The sequence below is a fragment of the Pseudomonas graminis genome, from assembly GCF_001705435.1.
GTDB classification, from domain to species: Bacteria; Pseudomonadota; Gammaproteobacteria; order Pseudomonadales; family Pseudomonadaceae; genus Aquipseudomonas; species Aquipseudomonas graminis_B.
Genome location: NZ_MDEN01000060.1, coordinates 67,978 through 89,759, shown reverse-complemented (window position 1 = coordinate 89,759; position 21,782 = coordinate 67,978). Strand labels below are relative to the sequence as shown.

Sequence of the window (21,782 nt, the reverse complement as noted above, 5' to 3'; positions counted from 1 at the left end):
AGTGCCTCAAAAATCCGGGCGAGTTTTTTTGTTGTTCCATTTGTCCATAATGGAGCCAATGTCGATAGCGATGCCACCTTGCCGTTTGATTTGAATGCAGTATTGCTTGCCTAAAATTCCTCCGCCAACTAGACATAACATGCCACCCCAGTTGATGCTTTTTATGTGGTCAAGAGTAGCAATGAATGCGCTTGGGAAATGTTCGCCTTGGATTGAGTTGTTTCCCAACAAAGCCAATCGCGATGGTTCGCCGGGTATAGGTAAATAAACAACTTCTTGAATGCCGAACTTGTACTTAACGATATCTACGATTTCTGGATGACAGGAAATAATGCCAATCTTATCTAATGATGACAGAAGGTCGAAGAAATCAATGGATTCGCCGAGCTCATAGTGCATCAATTGAGTGCACAGCGCGGTTGATGAAAGATCTGTTTGCTCCAGCATTCTTACTACGTTAAGGGTGCCAGGTATACCCCTCATACTCCCGATGGAAAACTCGTGATCAATCCATGTGTCAGGAGGTACCCCTATGAGGTCTGCTTCTCCTAGACATCCCGCCAGCATCGACATTTGTGAATAAAACGCCCCTCGATGGTGCGCTGATGCTTCGCCATACCAGATATCCCAAAATTCATCCCGATTTCTCGAATATAGAGCGTTGAAGCGCATCTCATCTTTACTGCTATGGTGGAGCCATGTACCTTCCCCGTCGCCAAGCCTAATGAAAGCGTAAGGTGTATTGTTGCTCAAACACCCAGCTATTTCTGCCACAACCTCTGAAATAAGTTGCCACCCCCGAGAATTACGGCGCAGTATTTCGTAAGTGTTGCCAGCATATCGCAAGTGATATGTATTAACGTAATCCATCAGCTGGTAATAAACCGTTAATAGCTTAAGGCCGTCCTCACTTTGGATGTTAGATTGATCGACAATTTGTACGAAATGAGCAAGGTCTTTAGACGCCACGCAGCTTGATAGAAGAGCTCTTATTACCTCCATCTCTCCGGGGCTTTTAGTGAACGCTTGCGAGAATAAGCTACTGGCTTTAGCTTGATTCCCTCGTTCACTATATAGTACTCCCAGCTCAAAAAAAGGTTGCCATTCGTTAATATCAAGCATCGCAGCCCGAAGCAGATGCTTTTCAGCGGCGTCTAGGTTTCCTGAGTTGCGCAAATCAACACCCAGGATCAAAGAATCCATATATGATGTAAACAACTCGTCCTCATCGAACATGTTAGCTACCAAGTCAGTGAATATGAAAGTTATAAATATCGCCCTACTCGACTGCTAGTTGGCGCTATCCACGAACCGTCGAAAAAAGGCACGACGGTGTTACTAAATTCTTCGCACCAAGTAGCATCGAATGCTCACACAAGCTTGCGATCCAGCTTTCGCTGTGTACTGGTGCAGCATGTGACTCCACTATGGCGCGTAATAAGCTCAACTTTATGGAAAAAATATGACTAGATACCGCCGCGACATTGCGAGTAAGTTGAGCGATTCCAGCAAGTCCATACTCACCAGCTTGGACGCCTTTAAACTGTTCAGTCAAGCCCTCCCCAGCACGCCTATCGTAGCCAAAGCTTTCGATTTTCCCGGAGGGGTCAGTAATTTTGGCACCCACAAATCCTGATTCAGATCGCAATGCCTGACGAACGAGTTCATTTAACCAGCCAGGACATTTCTTAGAGGGAATTACTCTTGAATCAATCCAAATCAAGACGGCTCCGCTTACCTGGTTAATGCTTTGGACAAATGCCTCCCCGGCTGAGCTATCGGCAGGGAATGTGTTCCAGTGGATTCTCATGGGGCCGAGCGATTTTACCAGTCTAGATCTAGGTTTCACAGATCGGGAACTAACGACGAGTACTTCAGTTGTGACCGTCACCGATTTTCTGATCGATTGAAGAAGTATATTTAGATTTTTTAGAGACCCCTGATGATGGATTATCACCGAGACTGAAGCCGCTTGCTTGTCTAGCGCAGGCTTGAAGCGGAGATGATGTGTGCTCTTGTCCGAGATAAGACTGCCTTGTAAATTTCTTTCTCGCAGGTGATGTCTTACCGCTCTTCGCCGGGCTATAGATGCATACCGTTTTTCATTTCCAGACAGAGCTGTTGATCCTGACACTGCTCGCCAGTGATACAGCACCTTCGGAACATGTACTATTTGATCGGCGCTGATGTTGTTGGAGATCCTAAGCACTAACTCATAATCTTGAGCGCCGTCGTACTCCGATCGAAAGCCGCCGCTTGCTCGTATGAGAGTCGTGCGAAATACGCCTAAATGGCTTACGCAGTTTTGGCCCAGCATCAGCTCAGGGTTCCACCCCAACTTGTGATACGGGTCATACCGCTGGCCAACCGAATTGCATTTGTCCTCGTCCGTAAAAATCAATGAAGCTGTCGGGTGCGTATTTATGGTATGCGCTATATGCAACAACGCGTCTTCATCTAATAGGTCATCGTGATCAAGTAGGGCCACGAAGCTGCCGTTCGCGATGCTCAGGGCAGAATTAGAAGCTTCGGATATGTTTCCATTCTCACTTCTGAAAACTGCGCAAATTCTTGGGTCTTTAGCGATGTGGTGCCTTATTAATTTTTTGACATCACTTTTGGTAGAGTTGTCGTCTGCAATGCATAGCTGCCAATTGAAATATGATTGGCTTAAAACAGACTCAATGGCTAAATTTAAAAATTCGATATTTGAATTGTAAGTAGGTAACAAAACTGAAATGTAAGGTTTATTTAGTAGCTGTTCTAAAATCATGCTGCGCACGCCTAATCTAGAATTCTCAGCCTCATCCTGGTGTTCGAAATAACTCCCATGATAACTAAATTCCGTTAAATTTGGTTGTAGTGCAGATGACGTACTGCCCCAAAGAACGCGGATTGATACAGTGGAATGCCCGACCAATTCTTTCGGTATTAAGCATTCGAAACTGGCTTTAATACTGCCGTCGTGATAAGTCTCAACGGATTTGGATTGATCAATTCGAAAACTAGCAGCTAACTTTCCGTTTACTTCTAGCTCCAGGTCAGGGGCTGAATCGCCTGTTTCGTAAACTATCCAGCCGTGGACGAGGCCGTCATCGCGGACCGCATATTGGCCATCTATAACATTGGTGTCGTCGACGTTTATCGGACTACCAATTAGGTTGACAAAACTGTTGTTCTGGAGAGTTGTTGCTTCAACTATATCATCTTTGTTTAGACGATTTCCCTTTTCGAAAACGAAAGCGAAACCGTATCTGCCGTCACCAATCCCTGCTTTTAAGAGGTCGGGACGAAGATCGCGAGCGAGTGCTTTACCAACGAGTACCTTATTGACAAAGATATAGACCGCCAGTTTGTCCGCGGGAATTATTGGCGACCACACCCAGCCCGTTAATCGATTATTTACTAATTGATCTAGATGACCGATTGCTATGTGGTCCATCTTAACACCAACCCTTGATCATCCTACGATTTCCTGGTATTGCACATCTAGTTCCCGTACCTGATCAGATACCAAACGAATTGCATTTATAGATTCGATGTCGGGTGAGGGAGCTTGCTCAAATTGATCAAGCTTCTTGAACGCGATGATAAGATTTTCCAGAGTAGGTTCAATAACCCAACCCGAACGATTTTCTAATACGTCTTCGCCTATGCCTCCCTTATTGGAACAGATAACCCAAACGCCGGCGGCGGTGGCCTCACGGGTGACTAACCCATAGCTCTCAGGCCAAATAGAAGGCGCCACAAGCACGTCTATCTGTGAGAATAGCGTTTCTACCTGCCTTTGCGGGACCTTTCGTATGAATCGCGTAGTAACTGACCCCCATTGCTCGACCACTTTCGAGTCTTCAGAGGCGGCATGATCAACCACTAAAGCATCCAGATTTTTGAAACAAAAGCTGCTTAGTGCTTGCTTGAATAGATGATAGCCCTTGTGGTCAGACATACCACCGATGTGAGCTACACAGATTTTACGTCTCGAGGATATTCCTCTCGGTTCCCATTCCCTGGGTTGAACACCATTTCTATTCACAGTCAGGTTGATAACACCATTTTTACGATATATTCTGGCAAAAGCTTCTGAAACTATCTGCACTAAATTAGCTCGTGACAGCAGATATTTCAGAAATGCGCGCCTTTCCGTAGAGTCAGAAAGGTTAATTTCATCGGGAAGAAGCGCCGGGTTAAATGGATCGGGATGAGCCTCGGCGTAGATCCGTCCATTCTGGTCCATCAAAAATTGGTGATCGGAGATCCACCAAGCGTCATGAACGGTGACGACATAAGGAATCCCTAATTCCAAGGTGGCTTCTACTATTGATGCGCTGAGACGTTGAACGCAGTGGAAATGGACGACGTCGGGCTGTTCAAAGAGCAAGAAATCTTTGAATAAATGTTTCATCTTTTCATCCCTTGCGTGCCAATCCATGTTCACTCGGTGAATCACCCCCGCTCTATAAACGCGAACGCCTTTGTATAAATATGTATAGATAGAGTGCGGCTCTTGCATCTCATGATTCGTAGTGAAAGCAACCAAATTATATTTGTTGTTGTAGTCATCAATCAAAACATCGACGTTGTCCATCACGACCCTGGTAGCCCCGCCAATGGCTTGAGGTGAAAAAAAAACATTTACGATCGCGATTTTTTTTCTGTTCATGATGAGATCTTTCCGAGTGAGCCTGTTGTCAAACATTCTTGATGGTCCTGCACTACAAGATCGATTATCGATGACGCCCGTGTTGCCATGTTATCTACACCGTATTCTACAAGCACCCTGTTTCTTGCTTGCTCTCCAACTGATGTGCGCAACTCTCGGTTGGAGACAAGCATTTTTAATATCTTGTACCAATCTTGGTCGCTTCGGGCTAAAAAGCCATCTTCGCCGTCTTCAATGACGTCGATATAATTTTGCGTAGCGCTCACTACAGATGGCACCCCACACAGGGCGGCCTCAAACCATTTTAATTCGCTTTTGGCATCATTAATTTTGTCGCGTTTCAGTACGGCTATATTAATATCAGCGCATGCCAAGTAGGTGGAGTAACTAAGGAAGCTAGAAGTAAACGGTGCGTTGACGATCTTATCACCAAATTCTTCTAGAATTTTCTTGGGTAGTTGTAAATAGCCAACCACTGTCAGACGCGCAAGTGGCTCTTCCTTTAGCACACGTAGGATTGAAGGCAGTGCTTCATGAATGAAGTCAGAGTTATGTGCCTTAGTTCCACTGCCGTAAAAAATATTCACATACTGTGTTTCTGCGCTGCGGCCAGGGCTGAGCATTAAGCTGTACTTGTCTAAAGCGTTTCTATGAACGAAGCTCTTATTTGTACGCACTAGCTTTGCAAGTTCTGTTGATAGAGGTTGCGTGGAGGCTATTCCATAGTCACATAACATGGCTGCAGATCGATAAAGCGCCATTCCCATGACGAGGTCATTGTATTCTTCTTGCGATACATATCCCCCATAAGTTGAAATGTGTTGAGGGTATGCAGGATCAAATATCAGATCATCAATTTCGTAGATCGTTACCTTGCCTAAAGTACTTGCAGTGGAGATAAGCTTCACTATTTCAGGTAAGGCTGGGCATCGGTAGAATATGCACACGTCGCTAAAGCTCATTAGCTGTTGGGCATATGGGATGTCGGTCCATGAGGCAACATTGGGAGTTATCCCGGCAGCCTGTAGCTGTTCAATTTTTTGATCTATCCTGTAGCGCTTACATTGAGGTAGATGAAAGTCACCAATGATCGTCACGTTTTTCTTATTAATACTTCCTCGGTAGCGATCTAATTTGCCCAAGCGGATCTGAGTGGCATTAATATGATAAATCGAGTTGGTGGTGTTCGAAACGAGCGATATAAGTTTTGAGCGATGGTTTTCTTTAATCAAAGACGCGCTTTTTTTGGAAGCTATGTTCCAGATGGTGGCGATGTTTTCTTTAATGGAAAGTTCATATTTACTGCTTTCTGGGAAGTGAGTGTATGCCTTGGAGTATACGCTGTCAATTTCATCGATATTCAGCTGCGCAGCCATGCATCCAGCTTGGTTAATATAAGCCCATTCGCTGCAGTTGCCAGTTGCGATAGCAAGAGAATAGAATGTGCCTGCTCTGCTGTGCAATCCGGAGTTTAGATATATATTGCCAAGGTGTTCCAGGGCTAATCCGTTTGTCAAGAATCCGTTTGCAATCAGGTATAGCTCTTCAGCACGTCCTCTTTGTCCTATGGATTCGTAATGAGTACCAATATTACAGTAGAACTCTGAGTTTAGCTGGTCTGATTCGGCTACTCTTAAGCGCACTGCTGGAGTGGATGTGAATAAGTCCTTTAATGTATCTAAAGCATCCTGAGGCAACTCTTGATTAAGGCGTTCAACCTTGTTTATATCAAGCCAAGACGGATAAAGCGAAGAGGGCAGTTCCAAAAAGCTCATAAATTCTTTCGGGCTACGGGCGCGCATCCCTACGAGCATTTTAGATTTCCAGTGCAGCTCAGCATTAACTGGTTGGTGTTTAAGATGTCTGGCATCTTCATATGCTGAGGTGTAGAAGTCGGTATCAAAGCTAAAATCATCATCAGTGTTCTTTATTTTATGAGCTGCTGCTTTGTAGAAGCTATCTTTTGAATGAAGCTCGGCTGTGTTCTGGATATATTCTCGCCAGTCAAATTCAAGGGGAAGTTTCTCAATCTTCAGCCCCAGCCGGTGAAGTGCATGTTCGAAAGTGGGTGACCTGCCTTCATCAAATCCGAAGTTTAGCCAGTGTTGCTCTAGAAAGAGTTTGTCACCGAACTTGAGGTCGCTGTACCAGCTGAAATAGAAGTCCGGATCTATTTTGGTGTGCTTTGAGGTTGTTATTTCATCGGAATTAAAGCGTGTTGTTATATTGCTATGCGCTTTTAAGCCAAGCTCGACTATTAGTGACTCCAGCTTCGAAGCTTTTAGAATGAGCCCCATCTGAATGAAGTTGCGATGGAGACTTTCGTAGATACCTGCGTTTGTCTCTCTGGATCCGGTCAGTTGCAGGACTCTCATCGGCATCAGTTTCAGTGCTGTTACAAGATCGTCCCACGCTTCTCGTTGGCCCCAGCGGTTTCTCTCGATGAGCTCCTTTAATACAACTTTTTCATCAATAAATATGTTGTCAAGGCCGTTGTAAGACAACAGTTCTCCAAATGAGCAAAATCTTTTGTTTTGCTCTGTGTCGCTATTCCAATTTGTGATAAGTTCGCTGTCGGTAATGCTGTGATCTATTCCGTAATACCCGCGGTAGAAATCAATATTGAAATGCTTAGACCGGCTGCGCTCTTTCAAATAATGAAATATAATATGATATTCAGTCCCTGCCCCCGCGCTAATGCTTGGATGTTGCTTGCTGTAAGACGTCCAATCTACGTTTCGTGGTACATCTCTCAATGAAAGATTGTGAGCCTCTAACAAATTCTCGAAATTTAAGATGTAACTACACTGATCTTTGTCATGAGAAAGAGAGTCGACAATTTCCTCGTCTGTCAGCAGGGTCTTTTCTTTGTACCAAGCTCTGACAAAAGATGGACTGATCGTCGGTGTGATTTCGTCAGGCTGCAAACTTAGGTTTTTCAAATCGTCCGCGTGTATTTTCATGGTGGATAATATGTCGTTTTGAGTTGACGTCCTGCGACGCGATTTAGAGCAAAATCATACTGGCGTTGATTTCACCAATCTGAGAGACGGCTGAGTCAGCGCGAAAAATCTCGTTTGCGTGGCGGTTTTCTGCCTAATGTCTCGACCCCCGGAGATAACCCGAGCCCAGTATAGGGGCTGAACTGATACTCTAAGTTCAATGCTGGATGGTAATAGGGATCCCTGTATCCCCCCAATGTCCAGCGCTCTATAAATCTCTGTTGCTCGCGATGAGCTCTGGCTTGTTTCTCTGGGCTTGCATCCTTCCCCCTGCTCGCTGACTCAGCATGGATCAACTTCGCAAACGCTGTCCAAACCAAATTCAACCCCGACTGCTGAATACGCAAGCAAAAGTCGACGTCGTTAAACGCAACAGGGAACGCTTTTTCATCCAGTCCGCCTAACTCTTCAAAAACCGATTTACGTACCAGCAGGCAAGCCGCCGTTACCGCGCTTTGACGCCGAGTGAGCTGGTTGGTCGCCAGGTAACCCGCATCGTTTTCTTCAAGATTGTTGCCTGCATGTGCCGCCAAGCCATTGATGCCAACCACCACGCCGCCATGCTGAACCATGCGGTTCGGCCAGAGCAGTTTCGCCCCCACAGCACCGACATTATCGCGCAGCAATTGGCTGACCATTTCCTTCAGCCACCCCGATTCGATGATCTCGATGTCGTTGTTGACCAGGCCAATGATTCCCCCGGAAGCATGTTCGACGGCGCGGTTGTTGATCGTCGAGTAATTGAATGGGTGCGGATGCGGGAGCACTTTAACGCCTTGCGTAGGCAAATAGCGAAGGTACTCCAGCGCAGCCGGGTCGCTGGACTGATTGTCGACGACGATGATTTCCAGATACGGGTAATCGGTGTTGTTAAGCAGCCCCTCAACGCATGTTCGAAGCAAACCCACTTGGTCGCGCGTCGGCACGATGAGGCTGACCCGGGGCAGGGTAAGCGGCAGCGGCCAATGGGCCCGCAGCAGTGCGGGGAACCTAGGCAACGCTTTAACGGTGGTGCCGGGTACCAGCGAGTGACACAGCCATGCGATTGCTTGATGGCGGTCCATCGATGGCCAGGCCTGCTCCGGGCTGGCCGGCGCTCGGTGGTCCCGGTGGTAAATGACTTGGGGCAAGTGCACGACGCTCGCCTCGAGTTTTTCGGTGGCGAGGACGATACCTGCGATCAAAAAGTCCCAGTTCAACGATTGCAACTCGCTGGCGGGCGCAAGCAAGGACAGCGCAGCCTGAAGTATGTCCGTGCTGAAAATCGCCCCGGGTGTGAAGATGTCCGCGCCGATGAAGAAGTCCACGTCCCATACCGGTTTGAGCCACGGCAGGCTCCGCTCTCCATTGGGGCCATCACGATCACAGTCGGCATAGGCCCAGGCAACGTTGTCATCGAGCAGACCGGTCAAATGGTCCAGCGCGTGGCTGGCAAGGTGATCACCGGCTCTCAGAGGAACGACGCAATCGCAGCCCGCTTTCAAAAGTTCTTTCAGGGCCGGCAGCAGATTATCTGCGGACGTCCTGGCGACCTCAAACGGGGTTGTTTTGTGCGCGCGCAGACTCGCAAGGCTGACGCCTTCCAGGGTCATATCGCCTTCACTGAGCAAAAGCACGCCTGGCTTTGTCTTTTGAGGCTGAGGGTTTCGCGGCGGGCTGTACTGGAACACTTCGAACCATTGCGGGTAATGGTTGAAGCCTGCGCTTTTCGGTGAGCGCAGTGTCTGCTCCTTTGCCACGCTGTTCAGCAACGCGAGCGTCTGCTCGTCGGGGCCATGGGAGTCGTGCTGTTTTAGAAGACCTTCCAGGCCCTCCGGCCAGCAGCACATTTTTATAGGGCTTCCAGAGAGTTCGTGCCCCATGTCGTTTTCAATGTGCAGCGTGTGGGGTTTGCCGTCGGCCAAATCCCATGGCAAATCAACAGTGAATCCGTGGTCGCTGGTAGAGCGGTATACGAGTGCCTGGTGGTGAGTATCACAAGACGCGCGTACCAGCACGCTGTCCTCCTCACGAACAGTGATCTGGACATGCCGCTGCGGTGCGTCAGGGTCCCAGGACCACCCGCTCAGCCGCAAACCGCCGCTGTGCCACACTTGCGAGGCGACGGGGGCGGGTTCTTTGCTTGGCGCGGCGGGAAGCTGAAGGTCACCACTGAGATGGAACTCCCGGTTAGCGACACGCGCAGTGATGTGTCGTGCATCGGCTAGCCAGCTTTTTCGCAGCTGTACGCCAAAGCCATGGAACTGGTCGCCGAGGTCTGCATTGGGTTCGAATTGATCTGCGCGCGTGAGCGCGACGCAGGCCCCGTCCACCATTACTTCGATGACCAGGCGCTCATCCGGGTCGGCCATGTTAAGTGCCCAGCCTTGCACCACGTCACCATAGAGCCCCGTGATAGCGCCACGCAGTGAGCTGTGGTTGACCTGCGCTCTGGGGACAGGCTTGGTTACGACTTCTTCTGACATCATGCCCGGCTCAGTGAAAGGGGAAGTTGATTGATCGGCAAGGCACCGGCATCGCGGGACACCGGTCCGGGCACTGCGTAAAGCGGCAGCCCAAGCATTGTTGCCAGCTCCGGTGCTTTCCATCCGGCCCCGGGATCCTTATCCAGGCTGAGGGCGCCTTGGCAGTCGACGAGGTTGAGGCACTCAGCCTGATCGAGCCCTTGAACCTCGGGTAAAGCATGAACTGCGCCAGTGGCCAGCAATACTTTTAGCCACGGGCCATCGCCGAGGGCGATCAACACTACGTTGAGGCGCTCCCGGGTAAGCCTGCGCGCCAGATCAATCCATTGGCCTGCGACCTCGGCATTACGCAGTTCATCGGCAATCAGTAACACCTGCGGGGCTTTTTTGCTGGGCCGCGTGTTCCTGGTTTTTTTGCTGTCGACAGTGATAGTGGCGTTCGGCAAAGCATCGGCATACCGGGCCCGCTGCGCTTTCCACGGCACGACAACGCTCATCGCCCGTGCGCCGAACTCCCGCCAGTCACGAGAGGCTTCTTGATCCAGCAGCTCATCGTCCTGGCACAGGATGCGGTACGGTTTTTCCAGCGTGGCTGCCAGCGCTACAAGTTCTTTCGGGCAGGCAGTGAGCTGTCGATACACGATCTCGTCCAGCGGAAGCTTGCGCAAGTCGTTGATCAAGTCGCCTGCCTCGGCGGGCAGTCGGTACTCGAGGCTAAGCAGCAAAGGCTGCAACTCGGCCTGCAGTGTCACAACCGTATGGCTGCCCTCAAAGTGCCAAGTGAGGCTCAGTGGCGTTTTAAAAGATGCGCCCTTATGGATATGCAACTGTCTCAGCCGGTTAGGCGGGCGGGCGCTGGCAGATGCATTCGCCATCGACGCCGCCAGTTGCTCAAGGCGTGCCCGCTGGAGTGCTTGCCGGGGAAGTTTGAGTGGATCGCGCATGCAAAAGTCTTGGTAGCGTGCGGAGGCATTCGGGTATCGGCGTTTAAGAATGGCGTTGTTGTGCGCAACACGCAGGGACTTTTCTTCACCGAATGAAATGCCTCCCTGGTGGGCGACGAAGACATTCGGTGCCCCCATATGGCGCCAGCCCAGGGAGCGAGCCCGCAGGCACCAGTCGGTTTCCTCACCGTAGCCGCGCAGTAGGTGGACTTCATCGAGGTAGCCTGCTTCATCGATGGCATCGCGCTTGATGTAAAGGCAGAAACCGCATCCGGTTTCGATCTCCACGGCCGGGCTGTCGGTGACTCGGGCCAACTCATCAAGCCCGGCCTGCTCCCGGGCAGTGGGCATCGTGTGGCTTACCCGGCTCACCGGGAAGCTCATCAGTTCGCCGTTGTTGGTGAATGGCGTGACGGAGGCGATGTCTTTTGCGCTGTACGCTACAGCACGTAAGCGATCCAGCCAGTTGCCGTGCACACGGGTATCGGCGTTAAGCCACACCACATCGCGCTCCGGGCTCAGCGCCATGCCTCGGTTCACATTACGGATAAAACCCAGGTTGGTGGCGTGCTCGACATGTTCGATATCGCCCGTAGCCGCCAGGTCCCTGAGCGCCTGACGCAGGGCCGGATTCGGAGTTGCATCGTTCAGTACGACTAAACGGTGGGCTGTGCGGTTGAACTCACGGCTGCGCAACACGCTGTGCAGGCACTCGAGTGTTTCTTCCAGGCCGTCATAAACTGGCACCAGTATGTCAACAGGCTCGAGGCGAGCTGCGTTTTTGCCAACGGGCGCCGGGGGAACAAACACAGGCAAGTTGGAAAGGGGGCTTCCGCTCAACGCGGTTCCGTCCTCGAATAGGACATGGAGCGTCTTAGCCGGGTCTTTGATCTGCAGCCGGAACGCACCGTGATCCAGGCACAGTCCTGAGTGAGTCAAAAACGGATGGGGATGCTCAGCCACGCATTCATGACGTTCATCTTGAGAGTGGACGGCCACACGGACATGACTTTCCGGCGACTTGAGATTGATCGCCCAGCCCGAGACTTCACAACGCTCGGCATCGTACTGCGCGACTCCAAGGAAACTCGAAGCGCCTGCTTGCTTCGCCAGCAGACCGGCGATCAGTTGCAACTCTTGCGCGTCTTTGATTTCAGGGAGGAGGGCGAGTATCAGCTTGCGCAGCTTCTCGGGCGACTCAGTCCGACTGCGTGCCTGCCAGAGCATCGAGCGCAATGCGGCGTCGGTGGGGTTTTGTTTCCAGGCGGCTTTCAGTAATTGCGTCGCCAACATGGGTTTTCCGAGGGCCAACACGACACGCCCAGTCAATGCCTGGATGTCTGCCCGTTTCGGTAGCCAGGCGGCCGCTGAACTGAGGTAGAGAAATGCCTGGTGCAGCTGCTGTTTCTGCATGGCGCCGATGCCTTTCCATATCAAGGCTTCGGATCGGTATTCGGGGGTTTGGAGCGCTTTTTCCAGAAAAAAAATGGCCCGGTCCGACTCGCCACCTTGACGAGCGAGCTGGAATTTTTCCATGAGCGTGCCTGGCTCAAGGTCAAGTTGGGTAGAAGTGGCCATTGGCTGATTCGCATATAAATAAAGAGGGGCGCCCGAGAGGGTGCCCCTTTTTTGAAAACCCCCGACCTTGCGGTCGAAGGTATTCGGGGTGACTAAGGAGCGGTGAGTTAGACCGAACCAGGTACAACTACAACGTTGGTGATGTGAGCTTGTGCATCAGCAGAACCGACGATGTCGATGGCCACTTGAGATTGCGACACACCGTTGTCCAGAGCGGTCAGCCAGAACGCTTTGCCGCCTACATCGTTTGCGTCGTTGTCACGACCCAAAGCGTTGGCGTAGAGGGAGTTCACGAACTCGACGTTAGCGTGGTCAGCGGCTTCACCCGAAGTGATGATGCCCGAAGCAATGTCAGTACGGCTGGTGCCGTTGGACAGAGCGTCAACCCAGAAGTCCAGGCCGCTGGTGTCTGCAGCGCGACCCAGAGCAGACTCATACAGGCTATTTACGAAGGCAGTATCAGTGATGGTGGTGCCTTGAGCTTCAGCCGATGCAGCGATGCTCGCGGTAACTTGAGCCAGGCTCTGACCGTTTGCGACAGCATTGGACCAGAAGTCCTGACCAGCTTGGTCAGCGCCAGTACCAGTATTCAGCAGGTTGTTGTACAGGCTGTCCAGGTAGTTATCGACGAGGACGTCTTTGTACTCGGCAGAGTTAACGACGACATCAGCCAGCGAAGCAGCGCTAACGCCGTTGTCGTGAGCTGTGGTAAAGAACTCAGCGCCGTTGGCATCGACGTCGCGACCCAGCAGGCCTTCGTACAGCCGCAGAACAGCAGCATCGTCAGCGTTGTCAGCGATAGCCAGAGTCTGGCCGTCAGTGAAGGTCAGGAACTCAGCGTGAGTAACGCTGGTGGTCTGGTCGTCGCCGTTCAGGATCAGAGTCGAACCCGACTGAGCAACGGTGAAGTCACCGCGTGCGCCGCCGATTGCAACAGTGTCGAAACCTGTGCCAGCGTCGATGGTGTTTGCAATGCCAGCACCAGTGATGATGGTGTCGTTGCCTGCACCGGTGGTGATGAAGTTAACGCCAATACCGCCGATGACGGTGTCATTGCCCCCGCCAGTGGTGATTACGTCGTTGCCGTCACCGCCGTCAACAGTTACGTTCGCATCGCCGGTTACGGTGATGTTGTCGTTACCGTTACCGCCAACGATGATTTTGTCAGCGCCAGCAGTTGTAGCCAGGGTCGCAGTCACGCCTGCATCGCTTTGGATGATGAAGACGGAAGCATCAGCAACGGCTTTCAGATCAACATTGATCTGAGGAGCAGCGGCGCGTGCCAGCGTGTTCACGTCTGCCGAGATAGTGACGACTTCTGGAGTGACGCCTTCTGGGCCAGTCACAACACCGGTGGTTGCATCGAAAGACGCAACGGCGACGGTAGTGCTAGCGGTATCGAGATTCAGCAGGGAGCTGATAGCTGCGATGGTGGAGTCGGAGATCGATGGGTTGGCTGCCAGGGAGGAGGACAGGTCTGCTGCTGTTACCGGAGTATCGTATTGCAATGCCATGAGTCATATTCCTGATGTATCAGGCCAATTGGCCGATGTTGCTATCTGTCTGCGTAGACGCAGGTTTTTCCCTGAGAGACTTATGGCGGAGAGCGTTGATCTCGGTAACGGGAGTAATCGAAAGCTGTATAGCAACCAGCGGCTCACTGCCCCTGGGTCCGAAAAGCATCTGTTCTGCGACGATAGGCTGGGGCGCAGCGCCCGCAAACACGACGTAGCCAGTCAATTCATATTGAGAACGATCAGGGCCAGTCAGCCCGAAGCCAACCGCGGTCAGTGATGCGTTCTTATTGCGGGCCCCTGTGAAGCTGCCCGTCAGTACCTTCTGACTGGGACCTGCGCCGGCGATGGTGCTGGTGTAAGCCAGATCAACGCCCGTAGGTTTGTTATCCCAGTGAACGGAAAAGCCTTCCAGGCGTTCGCTACTGCGCGCGTCACCCAGACATTCATCCACTACGGAAATGTCGCCGGCTTTTTCTACATGGCCGGTCAGCTTCAGCACGGCCCGCACAGCCGTCGTGCGTGAGAAAGCCACGGCCTCTGGGGTCGGACTCGCTGGCAGGAAATTGCGCATAATTGCCGGAGAGGTATCGATGCGGTCAATGCGCAAGTCGACAGGGTCGACGGCGACGTCGGCCAGATAGTATTCAGTGATTAAGACGGTTGTTACCGCGCCCTTGACCCGCCCGATGATGCAGTCGCCGAGCTTGGTTAGCATGTTCTTGGACACGCCTTCCGCAGGAAAGAAATCAATGACGCCCTTGCCGAGCGGCGCTTGCTGCAAGGCAATGCAGACGCTGCGCTCTGCAATGGGCTGGGAGGCGTAGCGAAAGATATACATCCCGGGCTCAAGCAGAGTTACGCGGGAGGTAATTTTCAAGCCATCTAATGTTTGCGACTGCACTCAATAAGTTTCCTTCTTATCCCGAGCTGACAGCAGTTGAGAGTCTCAATCCAATCAACTCACTCCAGATACCGTGCAACTTAATGGCGTACTGGTGGCATTTGCCGAGAGCTGAGACTAATGGATCCAACGAAAATGTCAATTCATTGGTAGGAAATTTCCTCAGATGAGGTAAGAACATCCCGGCAGGCATAGTGATATGGATTCACTGATTTGTGGGGACCGTTGGTCAGCTCAAAAGCCGAAGGGTTGAGCAGTCGTTTCGACGAGCCTAGCCGGCCGCGGTGAGGCGATATTTACAAATCATGACCGATCGTCGTTTGGCGCTAAAGAAATTGACAGCGCGGCCGTTGCAACTGCGGGCGCCAGCCGTTTTAGCCCGTCCTAGAGCGCTTTCGTCATGGGAGAAGGACTAAAAAAATATTTTTGATGAGTGCGCGCCTTATGGGGATTTTTGCTTCTATTTTGCGCGTCCGCCGTTCCTGTGCTGCTTCGGTATCGCTGGCTCGCTGACTCGTTTCTTGCCCGTGTTCTCGTTTGCCAAAGCCTCCAAATGAGGGCGGGGTGGGATGGTGTTATGAGGGCGGTAAGCGACACTAATGACGCATTAGCTGCGCATATTAAAGCCGTTCCTGGCCACTCCTGCGGAGTTCAGAAGTTGTATAAGGAAATATCTCGAAATTATAAGAGGGGCAGTTAGGCGATTCCGGCAAGTTACCAATCGATCGGAGGAATCTGTAAGGCCCGGGCTAGACAGGTAGTTGCTTTTTTAAAAAAAGTTTCATGAAATCCGCCGGATGGGCGTCTTTTTGGTGGCCCTTTAATGCTGCCCGGGGACGATGCCGATGGTACACTCGGCCGCGTTCGCAGCCCAATCTCATCAGTAATGGATTCCATGAGTCGCTCACACGAAAACAATCTGCAAGCTGCCCTCAAGGTTTGTAAGGGCAGCTTCATCTCAGTAGGGTTTTTCAGCTTCTTCGTCAACACGTTGATGTTGGTCCCCACCTTCTACATGATCCAGATATCAGGTCGGGTAATCCCTAGCAATAGCACGTCCACGCTCATCATGCTGACGTTAATCTTGACCCTCTTAATGGCGACACTCGGATCGCTGGAGTGGGTTCGGTCCCGGATTATGGTTCGCATCAGCAATCGCTTGGACGTGCTACTCAGCCGTGATGTCTACCGTGCGAGCTTCAAGAGAGCGCTAGCCAGCGGTGGGATGGACGCCTCGGCCCAATCCCTGAACGATTTAACTTCGCTTCGACAGTTCCTGACCGGTAGCGGTCTGTTCGCGGTCTTCGACGCACCATGGTTACCGATTTATACCGCTGTCATGTTCATGTTCCATCCATGGTTTGGCTGGATGACCGTAGGTTCTGCGGCAGTATTAATCGCACTGGCATACCTCACTCATCGCTACACAAGTAACACGCTGGCGGAGGCCAACAAGCAGAGCCTCACCGCAAATCTTCACACTACAAAGAATTTGCGCAACGCAGAAGTGATCGAGTCCATGGGTATGCTCGACACGTTGATAGGACGCTGGGCAGTCCGCCAGCGACGTGTGCTGGTACTCCAATCCGAAGCCAGTGATAAGAGTGGGGTCATCACATCAATCTCGAAAACCTTCCGGAACTGGGGCCAGTCGATGATGCTCGCCGCCGGCGCATATTTGGCCATCAACCACGAGATAAACCCAGGGCTTATGATGGCCGGTTCGTTGCTGCTTGGCCGTGCGCTCTCGCCGATAGATCAGATAGTCGGCAGTTGGAAGGGATTCGTAGCGGCCCGCATGCAGTACCAGCGTCTGAACGACACGCTTGAAAAGCTTAACGCCGAGCCTAATCGCATGTCGTTACCAGATCCAGAGGGGCACTTGCAGGTCGAAAACCTTGTAGTTGCGCCACCCGGCGCAAAGGCACCGGTTATCCGGAACATCAGTTTCGTGGCTCCCGCGGGCAGCATCGTCGGCATCGTCGGGCCAAGCGCAGCGGGCAAGTCGACCTTGGCCCGCGCGCTGCTTGGCATCTGGCCGCCGCAGCACGGCACGGTGCGTTTGGACGGCGCGGACATCAGTTCCTGGGACAAGCAGGAACTCGGTCCGCACTTAGGCTACCTGCCTCAGGATATTGAGCTTTTTGAAGGCAGCATCAGCGATAACATCGCCCGGTTTGCCAAGGTAGACCCTGAGCAGGTGGTGCTGGCGGCGCGTATCGCAGGCGTTCACGAAATGATCCTTCAGCTACCTAACGGCTATGACACCGTTATAGGCAGTGAAGGTGTGAATCTTTCCGGTGGTCAGCGGCAGCGTATCGGTCTTGCTCGTGCGGTGTATGGCAGCCCTCGCCTGATTGTACTCGACGAGCCAAACTCCAACCTTGATGAAGTCGGCGAACGTGCACTTGGCGTGGCTCTGCAGAAGATCAAGGAAACTGGCGCAACGGTGTTCATTATTTCCCACCGTCCGAACATTCTGTCCCGTCTGGATCGCGTTATGGTCTTGAACGCTGGCACGCTTTCCATGTATGGCGCACGTGACCAAGTCATTGCGGAACTGGCTCAACAACAGGCCAAGGCTCAAGCCCAGGCACAAGGTCAGGCTCACCCTCGTGTGGCAGCGGCAACGCCATCCGCGCCCGCAGCAGCACCGGCGGCATCGGGTGAAGAACAGCCAAGCGCTTGAAAGGAATTCACGAATGACCAGCAACACCATGACCGTGCTTGAAGAAAATACTGCCGATATGCCGACCTCCGACCGGGGTATTCGCCGGGTAGGGATGACAATTGTTCTGGTGACCTTTGGCCTGTTCGGCACGTGGGCCGCTTTTGCTCCACTGGGCAACGCTGTTTACGGCACCGGTATCGTCACCGTTCAGAGCTATCGTAAAACGGTGCAGCATCTGGAAGGCGGCATTGTTAAAGAACTGCTCGCTCGAGACGGGGATACCGTGCATAAGGGCGATCCGTTGATCGTGCTTGATGATGGCCAGCTGAGTTCCGAATACGAATCCACCCGCAACCAGCTCATCACGGCGCGCGCCAAAGAAGCCCGCCTGCGCGCCGAGCGTGATGATTTGCCTGCTATTCCCGCACTGGTCATCGACGGTGTCGAGAGTGATCGCGCGCGTGAGGCCATCAACGGTGAAGCGCAGGTGTTCAGGTCGCGGCACGACGCGAGGCTGGGCGAGATCTCAGTGCAGAAAGAGCGGATTGGCCAGTTGAAGCAGCAGATCATTGGTCTAAACGACATGATCGGAACGAAGGTCAATCTGGAAAAGTCCTACACCCGCGAGATCACTGAGCTTAAGGATCTGCTGCGCCAAGGCTTCGTCGATAACCAGCGTCTGCTGGAACAAGAACGCAAGCTGGACATGCTCAAGTCAGAGGTTGCTGACCACCAATCGACGATCACCAAAACGCGTCTGCAGATCAACGAAACCGAGATGCAGATTGTCCAGACCAACCAGAAATTCAGCTCCGATGTCGCCAAGGACCTGAGTGATGTGCAGGCCCAGGTCTTTGACCTGCAAGAAAAGGCAACTGCGCTTAAAGATCGTTTGTCTCGCATCGTTATTCGCGCGCCCGAGGACGGGATGGTCCTCGACATGAAGGTCCACACCATCGGCGGTGTAGTCAGCGCGGCGACCCCTTTGCTCGACATCGTGCCGGAGGCTTCAGAGTTGGTGGTCGAGGCGCATGTCGGTACCAATGACATCGACCGCATCACTGTCGGCAAGCGGACAGATATCCGTTTTAGTGCATTCAATAGTGCGACGACTCCGGTGATTCAAGGCGAAGTAACGCGAATCTCAGCTGACCGCCTGACAGACGAAAAATCAGGTGAGGGTTATTATCTTGTTCGAGTCAAGGTTACCGAAGAAGGTAAAAAGCGGTTGGGTGATCGCCGTCTCCAGCCGGGCATGCCCGCCGACGTGTTGATCAATGCAGGTAGCCGCACGATGCTGCAGTACCTCTTGAAACCTGCTAATAACATGTTTGCCAAGTCGATGATCGAGGAATGACAGTGGTCCGTTTTCTTCCCGGTCTCCTCCTTGGTTTGTTCGCACTAAACGCCAATGCGGCGCAGCCTGAGGTTCCGCAACAGGTCAGCGCTTCTACCTACTCGCTTGATCTGATGACGTTGTACAAAGAGTCTCGGCTTGAAGATCCACGCATTCTCTCTGCCTATGCGCACGCGCGGTCTGCCAAACAGCAGGAGAGAGAGGCGTTCGGTGGGTTACTGCCGCAGGTCTCTGCGAGCAGCAACATCAACCGAATTCTGCGCAAGGATGAACAGTCGCGAGAAATCTACGACAACAAAAGCTATGGGCTAAACCTCAGCCAGTTCATCTACAACAAGGAAGCGTGGGAGCGCTATCAAAAGGCCAAGAGCGTCACGCTGCAGAAAGCGTCGCAGTCCGAGGACTCGCAGGCCGAAGCGACAGTGGATCTGGCCAAGCGTTACTTTGCGGCGCTCGCTGCCGACGATGCACTGGAACTGGTCTCGGCCGAGCGGCGCGCCACCCAAGGCAGCCTTGATCGCGTCAATGCCATGTACGCCAAGCAGATGGCCAAGATTACCGACATGCTCGATCTCAAAGCGCGAGTCGACTCGTTGTTGGCCCAGGAAATTGAAGCGCGCAATCAGGTGCGTTTGTCACGGGAAGGGCTATCAGAGATTGTCGGTCGCCCGATCAACGATCGTTTGAGCCGAATTCGTAACGATATCGCGCTCGAGGCGCCGACGTTGCCGCTCGACGCCTGGATCGCTCAAGCGCTCGACAGCAATCCCCGGCTCAAAGCCTACGAAAGTAACCTCGCGGCGGCAGATGCTGCAGTCCGTGAAGGCAAGGGCGGGCACTATCCCTCGCTGAGTTTCAACCTCGGGGCTTCGCAGAGTGACGTCGGCTACGACAACACGCTGACTCCGCGCAGTGACAGCTACGTTGCAACCATTGGCCTGAAAGTGCCGATCTACAGCGGCGGCTCGACTTCAGCACGGGTGAGCGGGCTGTATGATGAGCAGTATGCGGCCGAGCAAGACCTTGAGGGTGTGCGCCGGCAAGTGGTGAAGGAAACCACTAACGCCTATCTCACTGCTCAATCTGCCGTAGACAAGATCCGCGCAGGCCAGAACGCCCTGTCCTCAGCCAAGCAATCGAGCATCGCGGCACAGAAAGCCTTTAGCTATGGGATCGTCAACGCCGTCGACGTCCTGACCGCCGTGCAGAACGAGTTCAAAGCCCGCAGCGATCTGCTGAAATCGCAGTACGACTTCATCACCAACCTGTTCATCCTGAATCGTTGGGCCGGCAAGCTTTCGCAAGAGAGCGTTGCCAGCGTGAACGTGTGGCTGGGCGGCGATGATTCGGAAGCACTAAAGGACTTGAATAATTCAGCCCCCAGTAACATCAAAGTAACCCCTAAGTAACCTGCAGCGACTTACGCCTTGGGGTGTGCCGCCAACACTTTGCGGTACACCGCCAGGGTGTGCCGCGCGCATTCTTCCCAAGTAAACTGACGGGCGCGCTCCAGCCCTATCTCAATCCGCTCGGTCCTGAGCGCATCGTTACTCAACACGTCGAGCATCGCCGCCGAAATGCTTGCAGCATCCAGCGGGTCGACACCCCAGGCGGCATTGCCGGTGACCTCCGGCAGGGACGTGGTGTTCGATGCAATAACCGGGCACTGGGCAGCAAAGGCTTCGATGACCGGCAGGCCAAATCCTTCGTATAGGGACGCAAATACCAGCGCGCTGGCGCTCTGGAGCAGCGCGAACACGTCGGATTGCGGCAGGTAACTGAGCCAGCGCCCTTCGCCTTTTTCTTCCAGCACCTTGAGCTGCGGGATCAAATCTTCGTTAGCCCAGCCGTCACGTCCTACCACAATCAGCGGATGCTCTTTGCGCACCGACTCCGGCAACGCGTTGAACGCCTCCAGCACCTTCGGCAAATTTTTGCGCGGCTGCAGCGTGCCGATGAACAGGAAGAAACCGGGTTTGAGTTGATGCTTGTCGAGCACAGCGTCGCGGGTTTCGAGGGGGATGCGCTCGAAGTAGACCGGGTCCACGCCCAGCGGCGTCACGCTGATTTTCTCGGGGGCGATCCCCATGTGCGTGACGAGATCGTGCTTGCTGTGCTCAGAAATGGTGATCAGGTGATCGGCGCTGTGCACGCTTCGCGCGAACAGCCAGCCCTTGAGGGTTTTGAGGTTCTGTCTGATCCACTCGGGATGGATCAGCGGAATCGCGTCCATGACCGTAGCAATCACGGGGACGCCACTGATTCTCGGGATCTGGTGATCGGAGGCGTGGACGATGTCGACATCGCGAGCGATTGCCGAGGAGTTGGGCAGCGGCAGGCTAAGCAAGCCGCTCGCCAGCACCTGAATGCGGAAATCAGTCGAGAGCGTCTTGGGTACGCCGCACGCCAGTTCGGGCAGATTGCGGCCAAACGCGTAGGGCTTGATGGTGATGCCGGGGGCTTCGCTTTGTTTGAGCGCTTCCATCGCCTGCCACAGAGAGCGGGTGTACACGCCGATCCCATCGAGATGACCGGCACGTTCACATCCTGCCCAGACGGTGCAGCTCAAACCAATATTCATAGGTGTTCTCAATCTAAAACGGCGAGTCATGAAAATAAGCTGGCGAGACTACCACGCGTTCGCAGTTCAGGCATTTCTCGCACAGGAAGACCGCTTGGAAAGC

12 protein-coding genes are annotated in these 21,782 nt (G+C 52.8%); 3 read left to right on the top strand and 9 right to left on the bottom strand.

From position 1 onward, the window contains the following. Nucleotides 1-6: 6 nt before the first annotated feature. The 8 genes from BBI10_RS09760 to BBI10_RS09730 all read right to left on the bottom strand — a co-directional run bounded on the left by BBI10_RS09760 (nt 7) and on the right by BBI10_RS09730 (nt 15,007). Entirely contained in the window at nt 7-1,236 is a 1,230-nt protein-coding gene (locus tag BBI10_RS09760; RefSeq protein ID WP_065988327.1) for a tetratricopeptide repeat protein, read from the bottom strand. Between the two features lie 64 nt (nt 1,237-1,300). Further along, nucleotides 1,301-3,442, bottom strand: coding sequence for a glycosyltransferase family 2 protein (locus tag BBI10_RS26550; RefSeq protein WP_083233072.1), 2,142 nt, complete (start codon nt 3,440-3,442; stop codon nt 1,301-1,303). An 18-nt stretch (nt 3,443-3,460) separates the two neighbouring features. Next, nucleotides 3,461-4,663, bottom strand: a complete 1,203-nt coding sequence (locus BBI10_RS09755; RefSeq protein ID WP_065988326.1) for a glycosyltransferase family 4 protein — start codon at nt 4,661-4,663, stop codon at nt 3,461-3,463. Then, nucleotides 4,660-7,626 (bottom strand): glycosyltransferase family protein, encoded by a 2,967-nt coding sequence (locus tag BBI10_RS09750; protein WP_065988325.1) that lies wholly within the window; start codon nt 7,624-7,626, stop codon nt 4,660-4,662. Before BBI10_RS09750 ends, BBI10_RS09755 begins: the two co-directional genes overlap by 4 nt. Before the next feature lie 95 nt (nt 7,627-7,721). Continuing rightward, a complete protein-coding gene (locus BBI10_RS09745; RefSeq protein ID WP_083233079.1) occupies nt 7,722-10,130 on the bottom strand; it encodes a glycosyltransferase family 2 protein in 2,409 nt (802 codons plus the stop codon). Next, complete coding sequence (locus BBI10_RS09740; protein ID WP_065988323.1) at nt 10,130-12,610, bottom strand: glycosyltransferase family 2 protein; 2,481 nt, start codon at nt 12,608-12,610, stop codon at nt 10,130-10,132. Before BBI10_RS09740 ends, BBI10_RS09745 begins: the two co-directional genes overlap by 1 nt. Nucleotides 12,611-12,759: 149 nt before the next feature. Further along, nucleotides 12,760-14,166, bottom strand: a complete 1,407-nt coding sequence (locus BBI10_RS09735; protein WP_083233070.1) for a DUF4214 domain-containing protein — start codon at nt 14,164-14,166, stop codon at nt 12,760-12,762. Nucleotides 14,167-14,185: 19 nt separating this feature from the next. Next, on the bottom strand, nt 14,186-15,007 hold the full coding sequence (locus tag BBI10_RS09730; protein WP_065988471.1) for a hypothetical protein: 822 nt from the start codon (nt 15,005-15,007) through the stop codon (nt 14,186-14,188). A gap of 958 nt (nt 15,008-15,965) precedes the next feature. On the opposite strand from BBI10_RS09730, the gene BBI10_RS09725 reads away from it, so the two are divergent. The 3 genes from BBI10_RS09725 to BBI10_RS09715 are packed head-to-tail and all read left to right on the top strand — an operon-like array spanning nt 15,966 to nt 20,507. Next, on the top strand, nt 15,966-17,759 hold the full coding sequence (locus tag BBI10_RS09725; RefSeq protein ID WP_065988322.1) for a type I secretion system permease/ATPase: 1,794 nt from the start codon (nt 15,966-15,968) through the stop codon (nt 17,757-17,759). Nucleotides 17,760-17,772: 13 nt separating this feature from the next. Then, nucleotides 17,773-19,098 carry an HlyD family type I secretion periplasmic adaptor subunit gene (locus BBI10_RS09720; RefSeq protein WP_065988321.1) on the top strand — a complete coding sequence of 442 codons (1,326 nt, stop codon included), beginning with the start codon at nt 17,773-17,775 and terminating at the stop codon, nt 19,096-19,098. Further along, a complete protein-coding gene (locus BBI10_RS09715; protein WP_065988320.1) occupies nt 19,095-20,507 on the top strand; it encodes a TolC family outer membrane protein in 1,413 nt (470 codons plus the stop codon). The genes BBI10_RS09720 and BBI10_RS09715 overlap by 4 nt, the downstream gene beginning before the upstream one ends. 11 nt (nt 20,508-20,518) lie before the next feature. Here the strand turns inward: BBI10_RS09715 and BBI10_RS09710 are convergent, their stop codons facing one another. Beyond that, nucleotides 20,519-21,679, bottom strand: a complete 1,161-nt coding sequence (locus tag BBI10_RS09710) for a glycosyltransferase family 4 protein (RefSeq protein ID WP_065988319.1) — start codon at nt 21,677-21,679, stop codon at nt 20,519-20,521. Nucleotides 21,680-21,782: the final 103 nt, after the last annotated feature.

Coding starts and splice junctions, on each gene's coding strand:
- BBI10_RS09745 (WP_083233079.1), bottom strand. CDS start 10,130: ATGTCAGAAGAAGTCGTAACCAAGCCTGTCCCCAGAGCGCAGGTCAAC.
- BBI10_RS09725 (WP_065988322.1), top strand. CDS start 15,966: ATGAGTCGCTCACACGAAAACAATCTGCAAGCTGCCCTCAAGGTTTGT.
- BBI10_RS09760 (WP_065988327.1), bottom strand. CDS start 1,236: ATGTTCGATGAGGACGAGTTGTTTACATCATATATGGATTCTTTGATC.
- BBI10_RS09740 (WP_065988323.1), bottom strand. CDS start 12,610: ATGGAAAAATTCCAGCTCGCTCGTCAAGGTGGCGAGTCGGACCGGGCC.
- BBI10_RS09755 (WP_065988326.1), bottom strand. CDS start 4,663: ATGAACAGAAAAAAAATCGCGATCGTAAATGTTTTTTTTTCACCTCAA.
- BBI10_RS09710 (WP_065988319.1), bottom strand. CDS start 21,679: ATGAATATTGGTTTGAGCTGCACCGTCTGGGCAGGATGTGAACGTGCC.
- BBI10_RS09720 (WP_065988321.1), top strand. CDS start 17,773: ATGACCAGCAACACCATGACCGTGCTTGAAGAAAATACTGCCGATATG.
- BBI10_RS09730 (WP_065988471.1), bottom strand. CDS start 15,007: ATGTATATCTTTCGCTACGCCTCCCAGCCCATTGCAGAGCGCAGCGTC.
- BBI10_RS09735 (WP_083233070.1), bottom strand. CDS start 14,166: ATGGCATTGCAATACGATACTCCGGTAACAGCAGCAGACCTGTCCTCC.
- BBI10_RS26550 (WP_083233072.1), bottom strand. CDS start 3,442: ATGGACCACATAGCAATCGGTCATCTAGATCAATTAGTAAATAATCGA.
- BBI10_RS09715 (WP_065988320.1), top strand. CDS start 19,095: ATGACAGTGGTCCGTTTTCTTCCCGGTCTCCTCCTTGGTTTGTTCGCA.
- BBI10_RS09750 (WP_065988325.1), bottom strand. CDS start 7,626: ATGAAAATACACGCGGACGATTTGAAAAACCTAAGTTTGCAGCCTGAC.